The organism is Bhargavaea beijingensis, assembly GCF_900101985.1.
Classification (GTDB): Bacteria; Bacillota; Bacilli; order Bacillales_A; family Planococcaceae; genus Bhargavaea; species Bhargavaea beijingensis.
Genome location: NZ_FNAR01000004.1, coordinates 136,484 through 158,276, shown reverse-complemented (window position 1 = coordinate 158,276; position 21,793 = coordinate 136,484). Strand labels below are relative to the sequence as shown.

19 protein-coding genes are annotated in these 21,793 nt (G+C 55.6%); 18 read left to right on the top strand and 1 reads right to left on the bottom strand.

Features of this window, described 5'->3' with window-relative positions:
- The 16 genes from BLT01_RS05190 to glnA all read left to right on the top strand — a co-directional run bounded on the left by BLT01_RS05190 (nt 1) and on the right by glnA (nt 19,730).
- Nucleotides 1–1,254, top strand: coding sequence for a competence/damage-inducible protein A (locus tag BLT01_RS05190; RefSeq protein WP_092095336.1), 1,254 nt, complete (start codon nt 1–3; stop codon nt 1,252–1,254).
- A 202-nt stretch (nt 1,255–1,456) separates the two neighbouring features.
- On the top strand, nt 1,457–2,518 hold the full coding sequence (gene recA / locus BLT01_RS05185; protein ID WP_092095333.1) for a recombinase RecA: 1,062 nt from the start codon (nt 1,457–1,459) through the stop codon (nt 2,516–2,518).
- Nucleotides 2,519–2,813: 295 nt separating this feature from the next.
- Nucleotides 2,814–4,379 carry a ribonuclease Y gene (gene rny / locus BLT01_RS05180; protein ID WP_092095330.1) on the top strand — a complete coding sequence of 522 codons (1,566 nt, stop codon included), beginning with the start codon at nt 2,814–2,816 and terminating at the stop codon, nt 4,377–4,379.
- Between the two features lie 75 nt (nt 4,380–4,454).
- The gene (locus BLT01_RS05175) at nt 4,455–5,252 is read left to right on the top strand and encodes a TIGR00282 family metallophosphoesterase (protein WP_092095328.1); all 798 of its coding nucleotides are present in this window, start codon (nt 4,455–4,457) and stop codon (nt 5,250–5,252) included.
- 103 nt (nt 5,253–5,355) lie between these two features.
- Complete coding sequence (locus tag BLT01_RS05170; RefSeq protein ID WP_008297102.1) at nt 5,356–5,622, top strand: stage V sporulation protein S; 267 nt, start codon at nt 5,356–5,358, stop codon at nt 5,620–5,622.
- A gap of 211 nt (nt 5,623–5,833) precedes the next feature.
- On the top strand, nt 5,834–6,265 hold the full coding sequence (locus BLT01_RS05165; protein ID WP_176765053.1) for a RicAFT regulatory complex protein RicA family protein: 432 nt from the start codon (nt 5,834–5,836) through the stop codon (nt 6,263–6,265).
- Between the two features lie 95 nt (nt 6,266–6,360).
- Nucleotides 6,361–6,951, top strand: a complete 591-nt coding sequence (cotE, locus tag BLT01_RS05160) for an outer spore coat protein CotE (RefSeq protein ID WP_245696877.1) — start codon at nt 6,361–6,363, stop codon at nt 6,949–6,951.
- Nucleotides 6,952–7,041: 90 nt separating this feature from the next.
- Complete coding sequence (mutS, locus tag BLT01_RS05155) at nt 7,042–9,627, top strand: DNA mismatch repair protein MutS (protein WP_176765052.1); 2,586 nt, start codon at nt 7,042–7,044, stop codon at nt 9,625–9,627.
- Between the two features lie 4 nt (nt 9,628–9,631).
- Nucleotides 9,632–11,572, top strand: a complete 1,941-nt coding sequence (gene mutL / locus BLT01_RS05150; RefSeq protein ID WP_092095322.1) for a DNA mismatch repair endonuclease MutL — start codon at nt 9,632–9,634, stop codon at nt 11,570–11,572.
- A 19-nt stretch (nt 11,573–11,591) separates the two neighbouring features.
- A complete protein-coding gene (gene glpK / locus BLT01_RS05145) occupies nt 11,592–13,085 on the top strand; it encodes a glycerol kinase GlpK (protein WP_092095319.1) in 1,494 nt (497 codons plus the stop codon).
- Between the two features lie 14 nt (nt 13,086–13,099).
- Nucleotides 13,100–14,731: a glycerol-3-phosphate dehydrogenase/oxidase gene (locus BLT01_RS05140; protein WP_092095316.1), complete on the top strand. Its 1,632-nt coding sequence runs from the start codon at nt 13,100–13,102 to the stop codon at nt 14,729–14,731.
- Nucleotides 14,732–14,744: 13 nt separating this feature from the next.
- The gene (locus tag BLT01_RS05135) at nt 14,745–15,656 is read left to right on the top strand and encodes an alpha/beta fold hydrolase (RefSeq protein WP_176765051.1); all 912 of its coding nucleotides are present in this window, start codon (nt 14,745–14,747) and stop codon (nt 15,654–15,656) included.
- On the top strand, nt 15,653–16,603 hold the full coding sequence (gene miaA, locus BLT01_RS05130; protein WP_092095310.1) for a tRNA (adenosine(37)-N6)-dimethylallyltransferase MiaA: 951 nt from the start codon (nt 15,653–15,655) through the stop codon (nt 16,601–16,603). The genes BLT01_RS05135 and miaA overlap by 4 nt, the downstream gene beginning before the upstream one ends.
- A gap of 107 nt (nt 16,604–16,710) precedes the next feature.
- On the top strand, nt 16,711–16,956 hold the full coding sequence (gene hfq / locus BLT01_RS05125; RefSeq protein ID WP_092095308.1) for an RNA chaperone Hfq: 246 nt from the start codon (nt 16,711–16,713) through the stop codon (nt 16,954–16,956).
- A gap of 155 nt (nt 16,957–17,111) precedes the next feature.
- Entirely contained in the window at nt 17,112–18,383 is a 1,272-nt protein-coding gene (locus BLT01_RS05120) for a methionine gamma-lyase family protein (RefSeq protein ID WP_092095306.1), read from the top strand.
- Nucleotides 18,384–18,395: 12 nt separating this feature from the next.
- Nucleotides 18,396–19,730 (top strand): type I glutamate--ammonia ligase, encoded by a 1,335-nt coding sequence (gene glnA, locus BLT01_RS05115; protein ID WP_092095305.1) that lies wholly within the window; start codon nt 18,396–18,398, stop codon nt 19,728–19,730.
- Nucleotides 19,731–20,021: 291 nt separating this feature from the next.
- Here glnA and lexA read toward each other — a convergent pair whose 3' ends face one another.
- Entirely contained in the window at nt 20,022–20,639 is a 618-nt protein-coding gene (gene lexA / locus BLT01_RS05110; RefSeq protein ID WP_092095303.1) for a transcriptional repressor LexA, read from the bottom strand.
- Nucleotides 20,640–20,805: 166 nt separating this feature from the next.
- On the opposite strand from lexA, the gene BLT01_RS05105 reads away from it, so the two are divergent.
- Entirely contained in the window at nt 20,806–21,114 is a 309-nt protein-coding gene (locus BLT01_RS05105; RefSeq protein ID WP_092095301.1) for a hypothetical protein, read from the top strand.
- Nucleotides 21,111–21,776 carry a YneB family resolvase-like protein gene (locus BLT01_RS05100; RefSeq protein ID WP_092095299.1) on the top strand — a complete coding sequence of 222 codons (666 nt, stop codon included), beginning with the start codon at nt 21,111–21,113 and terminating at the stop codon, nt 21,774–21,776. The genes BLT01_RS05105 and BLT01_RS05100 overlap by 4 nt, the downstream gene beginning before the upstream one ends.
- Nucleotides 21,777–21,793 lie beyond the last annotated feature (17 nt).

Here is a 21,793-nt window from a genome sequence, read left to right as displayed (position 1 = left end):
TTGAAAGCCGAAATCATTGCCGTGGGATCCGAACTGCTTCTTGGGCAGATCAATAACACAAACGCCCGCTATCTTTCGGCAGGGCTTGCCGAACTCGGCATCAGCGTCCACTTCCATACTGTGGTCGGGGACAATCCCGGGCGGCTGGAGGAAGCAATCCGGATTGCAGAGTCACGGGCTGACCTGCTGATCTTTACAGGGGGGCTCGGCCCGACAAAGGATGATCTGACGAAGGAAACGATCGCCCGCCATGCCGGCGCCCGACTCGTCTATGATGATGAGGCGCTCGTATCAATCCGTGCCTGGTTTGACCGCATGGGCCGCGAAATGACGGATAACAACAAAAAGCAGGCACTCATTCTCGAAGGGGCGACGGTGCTGCAAAATCATCACGGCATGGCGCCGGGCATGCTGTTTGCTTCGGGCAGCCGCCACTATCTCCTTTTGCCGGGACCCCCGAAGGAAATGGAACCCATGTTCACTGTTCAGGCGAAACCGAATCTTGCGCGACTCGCCGGCTTCTCGGGCCCGATCGCTTCAAGGGTTTTCCGTTTCTACGGAATCGGGGAAGCGGAGCTGGAGCACCGGATGTCAGATCTGTTGGACAACCAGACGAATCCGACGCTTGCCCCGCTCGCTTCCGACGGCGAAGTGACGATCCGCGCGACTGCGAAGGCGAAAACCGTAGAGGAAGCGGCCGGGCTGCTGGACGGTGCGGAAGCGGAGATCCGCAAAATTGCCGGCCAGTATCTGTATGGTTATGATGAAGAGACGCTCGTTTCAAAAGCCGCCTCACTGCTGATCGGGAACGGCCTGACCATCTCCGCCGCGGAAAGTCTTACAGCCGGCCTATTCATGTCGGAACTCGCCGAACAGCCCGGCATCAGCGCCGCCCTTACCGGCGGTGTTGTGACTTATACAGCCGACTCAAAAAAAGAACAGCTGGGGATCCCGGCTGCACTCCTTGAAGAAAAGGGGGTCGTCAGCGAAGAGACGGCTTCCGCGATGGCGAAAGCTGTCCGCGAAAAGTTCGGCACCGATTACGGGGTCGGACTGACCGGGGCTGCCGGTCCGGATCCGCATGACGGCAAGCCGGGCGGCACTGTCTGGGTCGCCATCGCCTCCGGAGAAGAAATGAGGACACGGGAACTGCTGCTTTCGGGCATGCGGAACACCAATCGGATCAGGGCCGTGAAATCGGCGATGCATATGCTGATCCGGATGATCGGGGACACATCGGTCCGGGATAATTGAGATACAGAGGCGCCGCGAATTTGAATGTCGGCGCCTTTTGTCATGCCAAAATCCAAAAACGGGTTTTAAATACTGCTCAAATTTCAAATATGTCCTGCATGAAAATCGAATGGATGTTCGCTTTTTTCTTGTGTTTTTCTCAATAACCGAGTATAGTAGAGACAGAAAGAAAACCAGTATATACCCATGAGGAGGAACAAGTTTGAGCGATCGCAAAGCTGCATTGGATATGGCATTGAAACAGATTGAAAAACAATTCGGGAAAGGGTCCGTCATGAAACTGGGCGAAAAGACAGATCGTGAGATTTCGACGTCTTCGAGCGGTTCACTCACGCTCGATGCCGCGCTCGGCGTAGGCGGATACCCGCGCGGCCGGGTAATTGAAATTTACGGACCGGAAAGTTCGGGCAAGACGACGGTTGCGCTCCATGCCATCGCGGAAGCGCAGGCGGCGGGCGGACAAGCGGCATTCATCGATGCCGAGCACGCTCTCGACCCTGTCTACGCACAGAAGCTCGGCGTCAACATCGATGAACTCCTCCTTTCCCAGCCGGACACGGGGGAACAGGCGCTCGAAATCGCAGAAGCGCTTGTACGCAGCGGCGCGATCGATATTATCGTCATTGACTCCGTCGCGGCACTTGTGCCGAAAGCGGAAATCGAAGGCGAAATGGGAGATTCCCATGTCGGTCTCCAGGCCCGCCTCATGTCCCAGGCGCTCCGGAAGCTTTCCGGCGCGATCAATAAATCGAAAACAATCGCAATCTTCATCAACCAGATCCGTGAGAAAGTGGGCGTCATGTTCGGAAACCCGGAAACCACGCCGGGCGGCCGCGCGCTGAAGTTCTACAGTTCCGTGCGCCTTGAAGTCCGCCGTGCGGAGTCGATCAAGCAAGGCAATGACTTCGTAGGTAACCGCACAAGAATCAAGGTCGTCAAGAACAAGGTGGCCCCTCCGTTCCGTACGGCGGAAGTCGACATCATGTACGGAGAAGGAATTTCCAAGGAAGGTGAGATCATCGACCTTGGTGCAGAAAACGATGTTGTCCAGAAAAGCGGTTCCTGGTACTCATACAACGGCGAACGACTTGGCCAGGGCCGGGAAAATGCAAAACAGTTCCTGAAGGAAAACCCCGATATCCGCCAGGAAATCGCAGGAAAAATTCGTGAAGCCTATGGTCTGGACGGTCCCCAGGTTGCAATGGAGGAAGAAGAAGAGTCCGAGGACGAAATCTTCGACCTGCTCATCGACGAAGAAAAGTAAGAATACACCCGGTTTTGGACCGGTCCCGGCCGGCAGTGGCTCCCTCTTCTCCCCGGAGAAAAGCGGTGGCGCTGCCGGCTGTTTTCACTTGCGGAAAGAGAGGGGGGAAATGTTGGAAACCGTCCTTCTTCCCACCTTGACAGCGCTTTTTGCCGCCGGTACAATTAAAGATGGATAGATTTATCCAATGGCCATCATGATAGATTTTATGCAAGCACGGCATGAACAGCATGAATGTCCGGCCTGAAGCCGGAATGGTTTAACAGACGAATGAAAGCAGGGGGAGGTGACCTCAATGGTTGAAGTGATCATCTCCGCTTTGCTCGGACTCATCGTCGGTGCAGTTGTTGGCTTTTTTGCCTTAAAACAAGTGAACGATTCCAAAGTGACCGGTGCGAAGCAGTCTGCCGAATCCATCGTGGAAGAAGGCAGGCGCGAAGCGGAGGCACTGAAAAAAGAAGCGCTACTTGAAGCGAAAGATGAAACTCACAAACTACGGACAGAAGCCGAATCGGACATCCGGGACCGCCGCGCGGAACTCCAGCGGCAGGAAAGCCGGCTGTTGCAGAAGGAAGAGAATCTTGACCGCAAGGAGGATGCGCTGAACAAACGTGAAGCGGGTCTGGAGCGCAAGGAAGACGCTTTGGCCGAACGACAACAGCATATCGCACAGATGGAGAGCAAGGCGGAACAGCTCATGAGCGAACAGCAGACTGAGCTGGAACGCATATCGGCACTTACCCGGGAAGAAGCACGGAAGCTGATCCTTTCGGAAGTGGAAACAGAGCTTTCGACGGACATCGCCGTCATGACCAGGGAGGCCGAACTGCGGGCGAAAGAGGACTCAGACAAAAAGGCCCGTGAAATCCTGTCACTGGCGCTGCAGCGGTTTGCTGCCGACCATGTGGCGGAAACGACCGTATCGGTGGTCAATCTGCCAAACGATGAGATGAAGGGCCGGATCATCGGAAGAGAGGGACGGAATATCCGCACCTTGGAGACCCTGACCGGAATCGACCTGATCATCGACGATACACCGGAAGCGGTGATCCTGTCAGGCTTTGATCCGATCCGCCGCGAAATCGCACGGCTGGCTCTTGAGAAGCTGGTCCAGGACGGCCGGATCCACCCGGCCCGTATCGAAGAGATGGTGGAGAAGTCCCGCAAGGAAGTCGACGAGCAGATCCGCGAAGCGGGCGAGCAGACGACATTCGATCTCGGGATCCACAATCTCCACCCGGATCTCATCAAGATCATCGGACGCCTCAAGTACCGGACAAGCTATGGCCAGAACGTCCTGAAGCATTCGAAAGAAGTGGCTTATCTGTCGGGACTTCTCGCGGCCGAGCTCGGGTTCAAGGATTCTGACATCGCGCTTGCGCGGCGCGCGGGGCTGATGCATGACATCGGAAAGGCAATCGACCACGAGGTGGAAGGCAGCCACGTCGAGATCGGTGTAGAGCTTGCCACCAAGTACAAAGAGCATCCGGTCGTTATCAACAGCATCGCTTCCCACCACGGGGACACGGAGCCGACATCGGTCATCGCCATTCTTGTGGCCGCCGCCGACGCTCTGTCGGCAGCCCGTCCGGGTGCCAGGAGCGAGACGCTGGAGAACTATATCCGCCGTCTTGAAAAGCTCGAGGAAATCGCTGAAGACTACGATGGTGTCGAGAAGTCCTTCGCCATCCAGGCGGGACGGGAAGTCCGCATCATCGTACGTCCGGATCAGGTGGACGACATCACGGCCCACCGGCTTGCGCGGGATATCCGGAAACGGATCGAAAGCGAACTCGATTATCCGGGCCACATCAAAGTGACTGTCATCCGGGAGACCCGGGCGGTCGAATACGCAAAATAACAGCATGCACAGGCTTCCTGGGGAAATGTCCGGGAAGCCTTTTCCATTGCTGCAACAGGACGGAGAGAATAACAAGTGAAAATTCTGTTTATCGGAGATATTGTCGGCGAGCCGGGCATGGAAATGGTCCGGCGGACGCTGCCCGGACTGCGTAGAAAATATGCACCGGATGTGGTCATCGCCAACGGTGAAAACGCCGCATCGGGCAAGGGGCTGAGGCGCCAGGATTATGATGACCTCATCTTCGGGGGAGTGGACATCATCACAATGGGAAACCACACCTGGGACAAAAAAGAAATTTTCGACTTTATCGACGGGGCTGACGCGCTGATCAGGCCGGCAAATTTCTCGCCGGAAGCCCCTGGGCGCGGCATGACAACCATCTCAAAGGAGGCGGGCCTGCTGACGGTCATCAATCTTCATGGCCGGGCATTCATGCCTCCCCATGACGATCCGTTTGAAGCGGCAGACCAGCTGATCGCCCAGGCCAAGGCCGAGTCGCCTCTTGTATTTGTCGACTTCCATGCAGAAGCGACCAGTGAGAAAATTGCCATGGGTTGGCACCTGGATGGCCGTGCGACGGCCGTGGTCGGGACCCATACGCATGTCCAGACGGCGGATGAGAGGATTCTTCCGGGCGGGACCGCTTATCTGACGGACGCCGGAATGACCGGGCCTTACGACGGGATTCTCGGCATGAGAAAAGAAGAAGTGCTGTACCGCTTCCGCACCAACCTGCCGGCCCGATTTGAGGTGCCGAAAAAAGGCCGAACGCAACTCGGCGGATTTTTTGTGGAAGCGGATGCGGGCTCCGGGAAAGCAATCCGGTGCGAACGTATACTGATCAATGACGACCATCCGCTAAAGGGATGATCCGGCCATCCCGGCTCTGTGTTCATGCGCCATCTGCGCCCCGCATACAATAAGGCATGGAAGAGTCCGGTTCCATGAAAGCGGAAAAACAGGAGGGATAGGCATGGACTCATTGAAAGTATCTTCACGCTCCAATCCGAATTCTGTCGCAGGAGCACTCGTCGCGGTCATCCGGGAGAAAGGATATGCGGAAATGCAGGCTGTCGGGGCCGGAGCGCTCAACCAGGCCGTCAAGGCCGTCGCCATCGCAAGAGGATTTGTCGCACCAAGCGGCAATGACCTGACCTGCTCGCCGGCCTTTACCGATATCCTGATCGCGGGAGAGGAACGGACCGCGATGAAGCTGCTCGTGGAAAAAAGAAAACGATGAGTTGTCGGCCTCCCGTTGCGGGAGGCCGTTCGGTTTTGGGAGGCGGCTGTCAGGGCCGCCGAGATGTGTCAATGTGCCGACATTCGGGCGCCCGGCTTGTCTGGCCGCATCCAAGTTTCGTATAATGAGGGAAATCACCCGGCTCCGGCCGGCTAAAAATTGTCCGATTGCCGCCCCGGCAAACCAGCGGACGGCAGAAAAGGTGGATATGATGGAAAAGACATACACGAAACACGAGATCATTGAAAAGGCGAAAGAGCTAGCCGATATGATCGCCCGCACTGAGGAAGTGGACTTCTTCAAGCGCGCTGAAGCACAGATCAACGACAATCAGAAAATCCGGGAGAAGATTGCAAGCCTGAAGAGCCTCCAGAAACAGGCTGTCAACTTCCAGCAATACGGCAAGGAACGAGCATTCGGGCTCGTTGAAAATAAAATCGAGCAGATCGAGAAAGAAATCGACGAAGTGCCGATTGTCCAGGAGTTCAAACAATCTCAGATCGAAGTGAACCAATTGCTCCAGCTCGTCTCCAATACGATCGCCAACAATGTGACCAACCAGATCATCGAATCGACCGGGGGCGACTTGCTCCGCGGCGAGACCGGCTCCATGGTCCGCAATGCTCCCGGCGGCAAAAAATGACCGAAAGTCCGAAGGAAGAAATTCCTTTGGGCTTTTTTCACTTCCTGGGCGTATGTTGCATAGGATGGAAGTGAACCGAAGAAGGAGGGTTGACCCTGAAAAACTTACGGCAAATTGTCACGAAAGCGGTAGTTGCCAAAGGAAAGAAGAGATCGGAGTCGACGGAGGTGCTCCGGCCGCCGAATAAGCCGTCGGGCATCCTGGGCTGCTGGATCATCAACCACACCCATCAGTCCAAAAAGTATGGGAAGTATGTAGAGGTGTACGGCAAGTTCGACATCAACGTCTGGTATTCCCATCACGATCATTCCAAGACGTCAGTTTACACGGAAACGATCAGCTACAAGGACCGTGTCCGCCTCCACTATCGTGACGGCGCGACCGGCGGCCCGGAAGATGTGTACATCAAGGTCATCCAGCAGCCGAACTGCACCGAAGCGGTCATCACCAAGTGCGGAGAAAAATTCAGCGTTTCGGTCGAGCGTGAACTCCTTGCCGAGGTGGTTGGGGAGACGAAGGTGTGCGTGCAGGTCCATCCGCATGATTTCGAGGAAGAATGGCGTTTTGACGATGAGAGTTCTTCTTCTTCTTCTTCTTCTTCAAGTGGGCATGGGGACGGCAAAGGTTATAAAAAAGACTTTGGTGACCACAAAGGCGGGTCAGACAAGGATTCCAGTTCGCTTTAAGAGGCCGGGGAGCTTCCCCGGCTTTTTCTGTTGTGCGCGGTGTCTGATATAATTGAAGGAATACTGAGGTTTACGGGAGTTGTGGCAACGATGGCAGTGAAAACATTGACACCTATGATGAGACAATATTTGGAGATCAAAGAAGACTATAAGGACGCCTTCCTGTTTTTCAGGCTCGGGGATTTTTACGAGATGTTTTTCGAGGATGCGCTCAACGCGTCACAGATTCTCGAAATCACCCTGACTTCCAGGGATGGAGGCCAGAATGGAAAGATTCCGATGTGCGGGGTTCCGTACCATTCATCCGCGGGATATATCGAGACACTTGTCCGGAAAGGATATAAGGTCGCGATTTGCGAGCAGACGGAAGATCCTGCGCTGGCCAAGGGCATTGTCAGGCGGGAGGTCATACAGCTGATCACGCCGGGAACGCTGACTGAGGGCCGGACAATCGGAGAAAAGTCGAATGTCTACATTGGCTCTGCGGGAAGGACGGGTGACGGAGATTACGCCCTTGTGCGCATCGACCTGTCGACCGGAGAGGGGACGGCGACCTATGGGGGGCGCGATCCGAAATCGCTCATATCGGAAGCGGAAGCTCTCCAGATCCGGGAGATCGTCGTTCCGGATGAGCTGTATCTGGACCTGCACGAGCAGGCGCAGGCCCGGTCCATTCTGCTCTCCATCGAAAACGAGGAAGCGGATCAGGACTGGGAGGCGTCACTCACCGGTTCTTGTCCTGCGCCGATCCGACCTTCCGCCGCCCGGCTGCTCCGTTATCTCGAGCGCACTCAAAAGCGGGCGCTGACCCATCTTCAGCCCATCGTCTACCGGGAGCGGAACTCTGTTCTCTTGATCGATCCCAATTCCAGGAGGAACCTGGAGCTGGTCCAATCAATCCGGGGCGGGGGTGAAAAAGGCTCGCTTTTCTGGCTGCTGGATGAAACGGTCACGGCCATGGGCGGCAGGAAACTCAAGCAGTGGATCCATGAACCGCTGGCCGACAGGGCCGCCATTCTGGAACGGACCGAAGCGGTCGAAGAACTGATCGAGGACTTTTTCGTGCGCGGAGAAGTCCGGGAACTGCTTAAGGGTGTCTATGATATCGAACGGCTTGCGGGAAAGGTGGCGCTCGGCAATGCAACCGGCCGCGAACTGGCTCAACTGCGCCGGTCCCTTTCCCAGGCAGCGCCGATCCGCGGTTCACTTGGGGCTTCCGGGGGAGAAAAGCTGAACGGAATGGCGGAGGCGATCAATCCGTGCGCCGATGTCCTCGCCATTCTCGAACGGGCAATTACGGATGATCCTCCGATCAGCAACAAGGAAGGCGGAGTGATCCGGGAAGGGTATCATGCCCGGCTGGACGAACTTCGGGATGCATCCAGGAACGGCAAGGACTGGATCGCCGCGCTGGAAGCTGAAGAACGCCGTAAATCCGGCATCAAATCGCTTAAAGTCGGATACAACAGGGTATTCGGATACTATATCGAGGTGACCAAGTCGAATGTGCACCTGGTGGACCAGGAACGCTACGAACGGAAGCAGACGCTTGCCAATGCGGAGCGGTACATTACACCGGAACTGAAGGAAAAGGAAGCCATCATCCTGAATGCCGACGAAGAGGCGCTTCTTCTCGAAACGGAACTGTTCCAGGCGGTGAGGGATGAGGTGAAACGCCATATCCCTGAGATCCAGTCCTTGGCTGACCGGCTCAGCACGTTGGACGTTCTGACCGCGTTTGCGGAAGTATCGGAGAAATACCGGTTTGTGAAGCCTGTATTTAACGAGGGACGTGGGATGAACATCATCGGAGGCAGGCATCCGGTCGTGGAAAAGATGCTGGATGACGGCACTTACGTTCCGAACGATTGTGTTCTGGATGAAGGATCGAACATGTTGCTGATCACGGGACCGAACATGTCAGGAAAAAGTACATACATGAGGCAGGTCGCACTGACAGTCATTATGGCGCAGATCGGCTGTTTTGTTCCGGCGGACAGGGCAGAACTTCCTGTGACCGATCAGATCTTCACGCGCATCGGCGCGGCGGACGATCTGGCCGGAGGACAAAGCACATTCATGGTCGAGATGATGGAATCGCGGCTTGCGCTCGCGAATGCGACGCCGGACAGCCTGCTTCTCTTTGACGAGATCGGCAGGGGAACGTCAACTTACGATGGGATGGCGCTCGCACAGGCCATGATGGAACATATTCATGATAATATTGGGGCCAATACGCTGTTCTCCACGCATTACCATGAACTGACAGAGCTTTCCGATACGCTCGGCCGGCTGAAAAACGTTCACGTGGCTGCAGCCGAGCAAAATGGCCGTGTCATTTTTCTTCACAAAGTAAAGGACGGGGCGGCAGACAAAAGCTACGGAATTCAGGTGGCGGAGCTCGCCGGGCTCCCGGAAAGCGTCATCCGCCGTGCGGATGAGCTGCTCGGTGAATTCGAAGCGGAGCGGCCGGCCGCTGAACCTCTCACGGAACCGGAAGGGCAACTGTCGTTGTTTGATGAAGTAGGGGAAGAAGTGGACCCGACCACGGCGGGCAGGGCCCATTCCAGTCTTGCAAGTGAAATCGAAGAGCTGGATCTTCTCCGCATGACGCCGATGGATGTCTTCCAGTGGATCCACGGTATGCAGGAACGACTTAAACGGAACGGAAGGTGATCGGATGGGACAAATCGTTCTGATGGATGAACCGCTGTCCAACAAAATTGCAGCCGGCGAGGTGGTGGAGCGTCCGGCATCCGTTGTGAAGGAATTGGTGGAAAATGCAATTGATGCCGGGGGGACATCCGTCGAGGTGAGGCTGGAGGAAGCCGGGCTTTCTTCTATACGCGTGACCGACAACGGCAAGGGCATGGATACGGATGATGCCCTGCTCTGTTTTTCACGCCATGCGACAAGCAAGATTGGCAACGAACACGATCTGTTCCGAATCCGGACGCTTGGCTTCCGGGGGGAGGCGCTCGCCAGTATTGCTGCAGTTTCGAAAGTGGATATGCAGACATCCGACGGTGTATCCGGCGGATGCAGGATCCGCATCGAAGGAACACGCCTTGTCACGCAGGAGCCGGCCGCCTACAGGAAAGGGACGGACATCACCGTGTCACAGCTGTTTTTCAATACACCGGCCAGGCTAAAGTACATGAAAACGATCCAGACCGAACTGGGCCATTCCATCGACTACATGAACCGCGCAGCACTCAGCCACCCGGATATCGCGTTCCGTCTGATCCATAACGGCCAGGAGCATCTGCGCACCTCCGGAAGCGGAAATCTTCTCAAAGTCATTTCGGATATTTATGGGCCGGGGACCGCCCGGAAAATGCTCCCATTCAGCGGCGAGTCTGCAGACTATGCAGTGGCCGGCTATTGCGCGCTCCCGGAAATCACCCGTGCTTCGAAAAACTATATGACCGTACTTGTAAACGGCCGCTGGGTCAAAAACTATGCGATTACACAAGCGGTTATTGACGCCTATCACACTTATCTGCCGATCGGGCGGTATCCGATCGCGGTGATCGATATCAAGGGCGATCCTTACTTGACGGATGTGAATGTCCATCCTGCCAAACAGCAAATCCGGCTGAGCAAGGAGGCGGAGCTATGCGCCCTGATCCGGGACGCGGTCCGCAGGGCGGTTTCCGGTGCGATCGGGGCACCGGCCGCCAAACCCCCGAAAGAAATGCGGCCGGAAACGGAACAGACTTCGCTTTGGCACCAGCAGGAAAGGGAACGCAGGATTGTGCCGGAAGCCGCCAACACCGTTTACCGTCCGGCTTCGCATATTCTGGAAGCCCGCCCGGTGCACGGGAAGACCCCGGAAGCGGAGGGAGAGGCTTGGAGCGGTTTGCCGCTATCTGCAGCAGAGGGCGGAATTCACGATGATATGCCACGTGTGCACCATGCTGCCCAGTTGGTCGCCGACCCTCCTTCCCGTGAAGAAGAAATGGACCCCCGGGGCACCGTTCGCGTTCCTTCAACGGGGGAACAGCATCCGGAGGAAGCATCAGCCAGAAAAGTTCCGTTCGGAGAGCTGGAGATTGTCGGACAGATCCACGGGACATATATCGTCGCCCAAAGCACAGACGGATTTTACCTGGTGGACCAGCATGCCGCCCAGGAACGGATCAAATATGAATATTTCCGTGAGAAAGTCAAGCGGGCGGACGCCAATGAACGGCAGACACTCATGATTCCGTTGACGTTCCACTATCCGCCCGACGACATGGAAAGGATCCGGGAGCTGCGCGGCACCCTGGCGTCCGTCGGTGTGGAAATGGAGGAGTTCGGAAGCCGGACGTTCGTCGTCCGTGAACATCCCGCCTGGTTCCCCGCAGGCTCTGAAGAGGAAATCATCGATGCGCTTGTGGAACAGGCGCTGACAGAAAGAAGGGCGGATATCGGCAAGTTGCTTGAAGAGACGGCGATTCTCATGAGCTGCAAGCGGTCGATCAAGGCTAACCATTACCTGACACGGGCGGACATGGAGCGGCTTCTGCATGACCTCGGAAAAGCGGAGAGTCCGTACACCTGCCCTCATGGCCGGCCGGTCATCATCCACTTCTCCACATATGAAATCGAGAAAATGTTCAAACGCGTGATGTAACTCGAAAGGGGAGAGCCACTTGGAAACTTACATTCTTTCAATCGACCAGGGAACGACCAGTTCACGTGCCATTCTGTTTGACCGGGAAGGGCGGGTGGTCCATTCCGCCCAGCAAGAGTTCAGGCAGTATTTTCCGAAGCCGGGCTGGGTGGAACACGATGCCAATGAAATCTGGGGATCGGTCCTTTCCTGCATTGCTGCAGTGTTGACCGAAAGCGGGACGAGCCATGAACAAATCGGGGCAATCGGCATCACGAACCAGCGGGAAACCACTGTTGTCTGGGACCGGAAAACCGGCCGTCCGGTCCACCATGCCATCGTCTGGCAATCCCGCCAGACGCAACCGATCATCAATGGACTGAAGGAATCGGGGCATGAAGAGCTGTTCAGGAAAAAGACCGGGCTGGTGCTGGATCCCTACTTTTCCGGGACAAAAGTCAAGTGGATCCTGGATCGGGTCGAGGGTGCCAGAGAAAAGGCGGAGTCGGGGGAATTGCTTTTCGGCACGATCGACAGCTTTCTGATCTACAAGCTTTCCGGCGGCAAAGTCCATGTGACCGATGTGACGAATGCCTCCAGAACGCTTCTCTTCAATATTCATGACATGAAGTGGGATGAGGAACTGTGCGGTATCCTCGAAATCCCCCTGAAAATGCTTCCGGAAGTGAGGCCCTCATCTGAAGTATATGCCCATACGGACCCGTCCGTCTTTTTCGGAGGGAAGGTGCCGGTCGGCGGAGCGGCCGGCGACCAGCAGGCCGCCCTGTTCGGACAGGCCTGCTTTGAAGTAGGCATGGCGAAAAACACATATGGCACCGGTTGCTTTATGTTGATCAATACAGGCAACCGGCCGACCGATTCCCGACACGGCCTCCTGACAACCGTCGCCTGGGACATCGGGGAGGGTCCGGTCTACGCCCTGGAAGGCAGCGTGTTTGTAGCAGGCTCCGCCATCCAATGGCTGCGTGATGGCTTACGGATGCTCCGGAAGGCAAAAGACAGCGAGCAGTATGCCGTGCGGGTAAATTCTACGGACGGCGTCTATGTGGTTCCTGCGTTTGTCGGGCTCGGGACACCGTACTGGGACCCCGACGCTCGCGGAGCCATCTTCGGCCTGACAAGAGGGACGGAGAAGGAGCATTTTATCCGCGCGACTTTGGAATCGCTCGCTTACCAGACAAAGGACGTCCTGGATGCCATGGAGAAAGATGCGGGCATTCCGGTCAAGCACCTCCGCGCAGACGGCGGTGCCGTGGAAAACAGCTTCCTTATGCAATTCCAGAGTGATATTCTTCAGTCGGAAGTGGAACTTTCAGAACTCAGCGAAACGACCGCGCTCGGCGCCGCCTATCTGGCAGGACTATCGACCGGATTTTACAAGGACTGTAATGAGATTTCTTCCATGTGGAGGTCCAGGAAACGGTATTCTCCGGAGATGGACCCATCAGAGCGAGACCGTTTGTATGCGGGGTGGAAAAAAGCGGTGGAAGCGACGCGTTCGTTTAGAATGTGAAGGGAGTGGCAACCATGTTTTCGACATTGCTCAGACCGAAAATGAAACAGCATGCCTCCAGGTTCCGTTTTGAACTTCTCGTCATCGGCGGCGGCATCACCGGTGCGGGCATCGCGCTGGACGCCGTCACCCGGGGGATGTCCGTCCTGCTCGTTGACATGCAGGATTTCGCTGAAGGAACATCAAGCAGATCGACAAAACTGATCCACGGAGGTCTCCGCTATCTGAAGCAGATGGACCTGAAGATTGTGGCGGAGACCGGACGCGAACGGAAAGTTGTGTATGAGAACGCTCCCCATGTGACGGAGCCGGAAAGGATGCTTCTGCCGTTCCATAAGGGCGGCACGTTCGGACCGTTTATGACATCCGCAGGGCTTGCGGTGTATGACCGGCTGGCCGGCGTCGAAAAAGTCGAGCGCCGGACGATGCTGTCACCGGAAGAAACCCTCCGGCTGGAACCGCTTCTCAAGCGGGATGGTCTTCTGGGGGGTGGCCACTATGTGGAATACCGTACGGATGATGCCCGACTGACCATCGAAGTACTTAAAAAAGCTGCGGAGAAAGGTGCGCTCTGCCTGAACCACTGCCGGGCGGAGGAACTGCTTTATGACAAGGAAGGCAAAGTCGCCGGTGCCTTCCTCCGGGATCGGCTGGATGGCAGCCGGATCCGCGTGGACGCTGACCACGTCATCAATGCCGCCGGTCCGTGGGTGGATGAAGTAAGAAGCCTGGATGCCTTCGATAACGACAAGCATCTCAAGCTTTCAAAGGGAAGCCATATCGTCATCAGCCAATCCCGTTTCCCATTAAGGCAGGCCGTCTATTTTGACAGCCCTGACGGCAGGATGATTTTTGCCATTCCGAGAGACGGTAAAGCCTATGTCGGCACGACCGATACGTTTTATGATGGAGATCCGGAAGATGTTGCGGCAACGGACGAAGATGTGGAGTACTTGCTGAACGCGGCGAACGGCATGTTCCCGGGACTCCTTCTGTCCAGGGCAGATGTGGAGTCCACCTGGGCAGGTGTCCGGCCGCTGATCCATGAAGAAGGCAAAGATCCTTCAGAAATTTCCCGAAAGGATGAAATCTGGGAATCTGAATCAGGCCTTCTCACAATGGCCGGCGGCAAGCTGACCGGTTACCGGAAAATGGCCGAAGATGCCGTAGACCGGATTGTCCGGCGTTCGAAAAATCGCGCGTACGGCCCCTGCGTCACTAAAGCGCTCCGTTTGTCGGGTGGTGAGTTTGGCGATCCCGGCGAGCTGGATGCCTTTATCGAAGGCAAGGCAAAAGAAGCGGAATTATATGGCCTTACACGCAAGGAAGGACGGGAAATTGCCGCTTTCTACGGAACAAATGCCGATTTGGTGTTCCGGTTTGCACACACAGCGGGCGATGGCGCCGGACTCTCGGCTGCTGTCAGGGGCAGAGTCCTTTACGCCATACACGAGGAAATGGCGGCCACTCCTGCCGATTTTCTAGTCAGGAGAACCGGCTGGTTGTTTTTTGATGCCGGGAGGGTGCGCGAAGAAGGAAAGAAAATCACGGATTATATGACGGAACTGCTTTTCTTGTCACCGGAAGAAAAAGCAAGGATGTCAGAAGAACTCGACCATGCCATCAGTGAGGCGGCGGGTCAGTAAGGAGGGTGATCGGTTGGAAAGGATAACCATGCATATGACCGACGGCCACATGGTCAGCGCTTTTCTGGCAGAGCCGGAAGGGCCGCCGAAAGGTCATGTTCATTTGCTTCATGGGATGGCGGAACACATCGGCCGCTACGAAGAGTTTGCCGGGGCGCTTAATCAGGCAGGCTTTATCGTAAGCGGACATGATCACAGAGGTCATGGTAATACGGTCAGGCTGAATGGGACCAGGGGTTACTTCGCCGATGAAGACGGGTTTGAGCGGGTGGTGCAGGACGTCCATGAAGTGACTTCCCTCCTGCGGGCCAGCCATCCCTCCCCCTCGTTCACAATCTTCGGCCACAGCATGGGGTCATTTGTAGCAAGACGATACTCCCAGCGCTATGGGCATCTCTTGGACCGGGCAATCTTCATGGGGTCGGGAGACCATCCCGGACCTGCCATCAGGGCAGGCCGCATCATCGCCTCCCGATATGCTGCCGCAGGGATGAAAAAAGAGCCGAATCAGCTGCTGAACTCCCTGACATTCGGCCGCTTCAATCTTCAATTTCCGGACGCAGTGACACCGTTTGACTGGCTGAATGAAGACCAGGATGCAATCAAGGAGTATCTGGATGACGAAGACTCGGGATTCGTCTCAACCACCGGTTTTTTCGCCGACCTGTTCGATGGCCTTGACCTGATCCACGACGACCGTGAAATCCGCAGGACACCCGCCGATCTTCCGATTCTTATGATCTCAGGTTCTGAGGATCCTGTAGGAAAGAACGGAGCTGGAATTTGGACTGTCGCCCGACAGTACGCGGAAAATGGGGTCAGTAATATCACCGTTTACTTGGTGGAAGGTGGCCGGCATGAAATTCTCTTTTCCCCGAAAAAGGGCCGTATCACCGGGTTCATCACGGAGTGGCTGGAGTCATGAGCGGAAATGGACCTGAAGTGGTCGCAATTGTCGGACCGACTGCGTCGGGCAAGACCGACTTGAGCGTCAGTCTCGCCGAAGCAACTGGCGGGGAAGTCATCAATGGCGATGCGTTCCAAGTATACCGCGGCCTGGATATCGGTACCGCAAAGATTGCGCCGGATGAGATGCGGGGTGTGCCGCACCATTTGTTTGATATTCTCGGGCCGGGGGATGAGTTCTCGGTTGCCGACTACCAGCGGCTCGTCAGGGAGAAGATAGCAGAGATCCGCTCCAGGGGAAGGTTGCCGATCATCACAGGAGGCACGGGGCTGTATGTGCAGTCGGTCCTGTATGATTACCGTTTTACTGAGCAAAAGGAAGACCCCGAACTCAGGCGGAGCCTTGAGCGGATGCTGCGGGAAAAGGGACCGGAAAATCTCCATGACTTGCTGAAAAAGCGCGACCCGGTATCGGCTGCGGAGATTCATCCGAATAACACACGCAGGGTGATGCGGGCGCTCGAGATCGCGGCATTGACCGGAAAAACGAAAAAGGAAACAGAGGGAAAGGACGGTGCCGCACCGCTTTACAACCATCTTCTGGTCGGTCTTGAACTTGACCGGAGCGTTCTCTATGAACGGATCAACCGCAGGGTGGACCTGATGGTGGAAGCCGGATGGATCGAGGAAGTCCGCAGCCTGGTGGATGCCGGTTTCGGCGAGAACCAATCCATGAAGGCAATCGGTTACCGTGAGATTGAGGCCTATTTGGGAGGCGGGGTGGACTTGGAACAGGCCCTGGAGCTGATCAAGCGAAACACCAGGCGCTTTGCCAAGCGGCAGTTCACCTATTTCCGGAACAAGCTGGACGTGCACTGGCTGGATGCTCTGGAAGGGACCCGTCAGAATACGCAAAAAATACTCGGATTCATGAAGGATTTTGGGCCGCCGGAACGGAATACATAACATAGGGCCCATGCCGACACCGCGGCAACAACGCCGTGACAACGGCGACTGTGCCCAAAAAGCGCAAGCGTTGGGCAATATAAAGAGAGAGCGGAGGAATAGGTGCGATGAAGACGGCAAACATTCAGGATACATTCCTGAACCAGATCCGTAAAAACGGAGTTTATGTAACCGTGTTCCTGACCAATGGTTTCCAGCTGAAGGGACAGGTGAAATCGTATGACAATTTCACTGTGCTGCTTGAAACGGACGGGAAGCAGCAACTGATCTATAAGCATGCGATTTCCACGTTTGTCCCCGCACGGCCGGTGAACCTCGCCCCAAAGGAAGAACAGGCAGAAGAAACAGTGTGAATACAGACGGGTTGCCGGGAAGCAGACAGTTCGTGCTTCCCGGCAACCCGTCTGTTGTTTTGTTGCACCTGAATGCTTCGGGAGTGTCCGGGATGCAGGATGCCGACATTGCGGTATACTTGTAGATGACTATGCAACAGAGAGGACAGGGTTTTATGGCTGACACCATGAATCACACAGAACAGATCGCGATTTGGAGAAAGGAGGCAGAAAATAAAATTGCCCCTTTCCTGAAGCACATTGACGAAGTGGCGCTCGCCAACCAGGCGAAGGTGCTCGCTGCGTTCAAGGAGAACCGGGTATCTGACCACCATATGAATCCGTCGACGGGATATGGATACGACGATGAAGGCAGGGATGTTTTGGAGCGGGTCTATGCGACGGCGTTCGGTGCAGAAGCGGCATTGGTCCGGAATCAGATCATTTCCGGGACCCATGCCATTTCCACCGCACTCTTCGGTGTGCTCCGTCCGGGTGACGAATTGCTTTATATCACGGGTGAACCGTACGACACACTTGCATCCATTGTTTCAGGCCCTGAAGGCAAAGACACGGGAGCCTTGAGCGATTTCGGGATCTCATACCGCCACATCAATCTGAATGATGACGGCACGGTCGATTTCAAGGCTGTGCGCGCGGCCGTGACAGAAAAGACGAAGATGATCGGAATCCAGCGCTCGAAAGGGTATTCGCTCCGCCCAAGCTTTACCGTCGGGCAGATCGGTGAAATGGTCCGGAAGGTGAGGGAATTCGCTCCCCATGCCGTCATCTTCACCGACAACTGCTACGGGGAATTCGTCGAAACAACCGAACCGACCGAGGTGGGGGTCGACCTGATGGCGGGCTCCCTCATCAAAAACCCGGGCGGCGGCCTTGCCAAAACAGGCGGATATCTGGCCGGACGGGCAGACCTGATCGAAAAATGTGCTTACCGGATGACTTCACCGGGTATAGGAGCAGAAGCGGGTGCTTCTCTCGGGACGCTCCCAGATATGTATCAAGGCTTTTTCCTGGCACCTCATGTGACGGCCCAGGCTGTAAAAGGTGCGATTTTCACATCGGCGATCCTTGAGGCTGCAGGCATGACGACTTCACCGCATTATTCCGAAGACCGCACAGACCTGATCCAATCGGTGTCATTTAATGACGCGGCACAGATGATCCGGTTCTGCGGGGAAATCCAGGCGAATTCACCGGTTAACGCGCATTTTGCGCCCGAGCCGTCTTATATGCCGGGTTATGAGGATGACGTCATTATGGCGGCCGGCACCTTTGTGCAAGGTTCAAGTATTGAACTGACGGCCGACGGTCCGATCCGTCCGCCGTATACCGCTTATATCCAGGGAGGTCTTACATACGAACATGTACAGATCGCGATTCTTGGTGCGCTCGGCTCGCTGATGAGGGAAGGCCTTCTCAAAAATTGAAAGGATGGTAACGTGGCCAAAATAACAAAGGAAGACATTAAAAACGACATACAAAAACAGAATGTGAATTTTATCCGACTGCAATTTACGGACATCCTCGGGACAGTGAAGAACGTTGAAATCCCGGTGTCCCAGATTGACAAGGCGCTGGACAACAAAATGATGTTTGACGGATCGTCGATCGAAGGGTTTGTCCGGATCGAGGAGTCTGACATGTATCTCGTGCCGGACATGGACACTTGGACAGTTTTCCAGTGGGACACAGGCTCCGGAAAAGTCGCCCGGCTGATCTGCGATGTCCACCGTGCGGACGGCACGCCTTTTGAAGGGGATCCGCGAAGCAACTTAAAACGTGTGCTCAAAGAGATGGAGGAGCTCGGATTTACCAAGTTCAATATCGGGCCGGAGCCGGAATTCTTTCTTTTTAAGCTCGATATGAACGGCGAGCCGAGCCTTGAGCTGAACGATTATGGCGGTTACTTCGACCTCGCACCGACCGATCTTGGCGAGAACTGCCGCAGGGACATCGTTCTCGAATTGGAAGCGCTCGGCTTTGAAATCGAGGCTTCCCATCACGAGAACGCCCCGGGCCAGCACGAAATTGATTTCAAGTACGCGGATGCCATCCGTGCGTGCGACAATATCCAGACATTCAAGCTTGTCGTCAAGACAATCGCCCGCAAGCATGGCCTTCATGCTACCTTCATGCCAAAGCCGCTGTTCGGAGTGGCCGGTTCGGGCATGCACGTCAATATGTCGCTCTTCAAGGAAAGCGAAAACGTCTTCGAAGATCCGGACGGAGAAGAGGGACTGAGCCGTGTCGCTTATCAGTTCATGGCAGGCCTGCTTCAGCACGCGCACGGATTCACGGCCATTGCCAACCCGACTGTCAACTCCTACAAGCGCCTGGTGCCGGGCTATGAGGCACCGGTCTACGTCGCCTGGTCGGGGACAAACCGGAGCCCGCTGATCCGCATCCCGACTTCCCGTGGGCTGAGCACGCGCATTGAAGTGCGTTCGGTCGATCCCGCGGCGAATCCGTATATGGCGATGGCGGTCCTGCTCGGAGCTGGTCTCGAAGGCATCCGGAGCGGCATGGAACCGCCGGAGTCGGTCGACCAGAACATCTATGAGATGAGCCTCCGGGAACGCAGGAGCATGGGCATCGAGGATTTGCCGGCGAGTCTGAAGGAAGCGCTTGACGCACTTGCGGATGACGAAGTGATCCAGCGCGCCCTAGGAAAGCATATTTATAAAAACTTCATGGACACGAAAGAGGCGGAGTGGAATATGTTCCGCACGACTGTCCATCCATGGGAACGGGAGCAGTACATGAAAATGTACTGACGATCAGGCAAAGGGAGCGCAGCAGGCGATGCTGCGCTCCCTTTCCGATTGATAGATTTTCCAATGCCACCATGACTGTTCCCGGCTCAGTTCTAAAAATCACGCTTTGTCCTTTCTGCAAAGGTGATGGCGGTCGGTGTGTTTCCGCACTCAACAGATTCACCATCTGTTTTCCGGCCTGCCGTTGCCGTTTTATATGAATCTCAGGGAGCAAAAAAGAAAAAACGCTTGCCAAAAAAACAGACACAGCCTGCAGTGATTTTCCCTGCAGGCTGTGTATTTTAATGCTGTTTACTGGACGTGGCGATATACACCGACCACTTTTCCGAGGATGGACACCTGGTCGACAATAATCGGGTCCATCGAGGCGTTCTCCGGCTGGAGACGGAAATGTCCGTCCTCCTTGAAGAAGCGCTTGACGGTCGCTTCATCCTCTTCTGTCATCGCGACGACGATTTCGCCGTTGTTGGCGGTGCTCTGCTGGCGGACGACGACGTAGTCGCCGTTCAGGATGCCGGCTTCGATCATGGATTCACCCATGATCTCCAGCATGAAGAGCTGGTCATCCGAGCTGCCGTACTGGTCGGGGAGAGGAAAGTACTCTTCGATATTTTCGACAGCCGTGATCGGTTGACCGGCCGTGACCTTTCCGACAATCGGCACTTGGAGGACACTTGCTTTCGGAATGGTGTCGCCGGCCTCCAAAATCTCGATCGCGCGCGGCTTGGTCGGATCCCTGCGGATGAGCCCCTTGTTTTCCAAGCGTGCCAGGTGGCCGTGGACCGTCGAGCTGGAAGCGAGCCCGACTGCTTCACCAATCTCCCGGACAGAAGGCGGATAGCCTTTTGCCCTGACCTCTTCCTTGATGAAAGTCAGAATCGCTTCCTGCCTCTTCGACATTTTCTTCAAACGGATTCACCTCTTCTTTTCACGTTTTCTGATTGGTTCAAGTATATCAGCCGTCTCAATGAAATGCAAACATAGGTTCGAGAAAATGTCTTGACAAAAACGTTTGTTCGCCTTATGATGTGAATAACATGCGAACAGACATTCGAATTTTTGAGGAGGGCCTGGCATGATCATCATCCGTAATTATTCCTACATTATATTTCTCTTTGTAATCGCTGTTGTATCAGTAGCAATGCTTCCGGGACAGGAGGAAACCGAGCCGTTGCATACCGCTGAAATCCGGGTGAATCATGGGGACACCTTGTTCGCCCTCCATCAGGGAGCCGGCACTACACTTCCGGCCGACTTATGGATAGAAGAAGTGATTAAACTGAACAACAAAAAAGACTCTACCATCCTGGCAGGGGAGACGCTGCTCATCCCCTCAAAAGTCAACTATTCGGATGATATCCAGCTGGCCGGTGAGGAAGAGTGAAGCCTGCGCGCACATGTGCCATCTACTGCCGGGTAAGCACAGAAAAAGAGACCCAGGACATGTCGCTGGAGCGGCAGGAGGAAGAGCTGAGCGCATTCGCCGATGAGCTGGGCCTTTCCGTGACAGGCGTCTTCTCGGACCGGCACAGCGGCTATGACATGGATCGAGACGGCCTGCTGGACCTGATCGACTACGTCAGGGAAGGGTCGGCAGATATCGTCCTCGTCCAAGATGAAACCCGTCTCGGCCGGGGAAACGCCCGCGTGGCAGTACTTCATCTCCTTCAGAAAGCAGGAGCCTCCACCTATACCTATACAGACAAGGGACCTGTTGCCCTGAACGAGATGGATACGATGCTTCTGGATATTCTTGCGATCGTCGAGGAATATCAAAGGAAGATGCATAACGCAAAAATCCGGCGTGGCATGCGCCGTGCGGTGGAGAAAGGGTACCGGCCTGAACGGAACCTGAAAAAACGGGGTAATCCCGAAGGCCGCGAGCGGATTGATGTTCCGCTTGCGGAGATCGTAAGCCTCCGGCAGAAAGGGCTGACTTTCGAGGAAATTGCTTCGACGCTGAGAGGACTGGGCCATGACGTCAGCAAAGCGACGGTGCACCGGCGTTACAGAGAATATGCAGAAACCCCAAAGACGAGCGAATGAGTTGCGCTCGTCTCTTT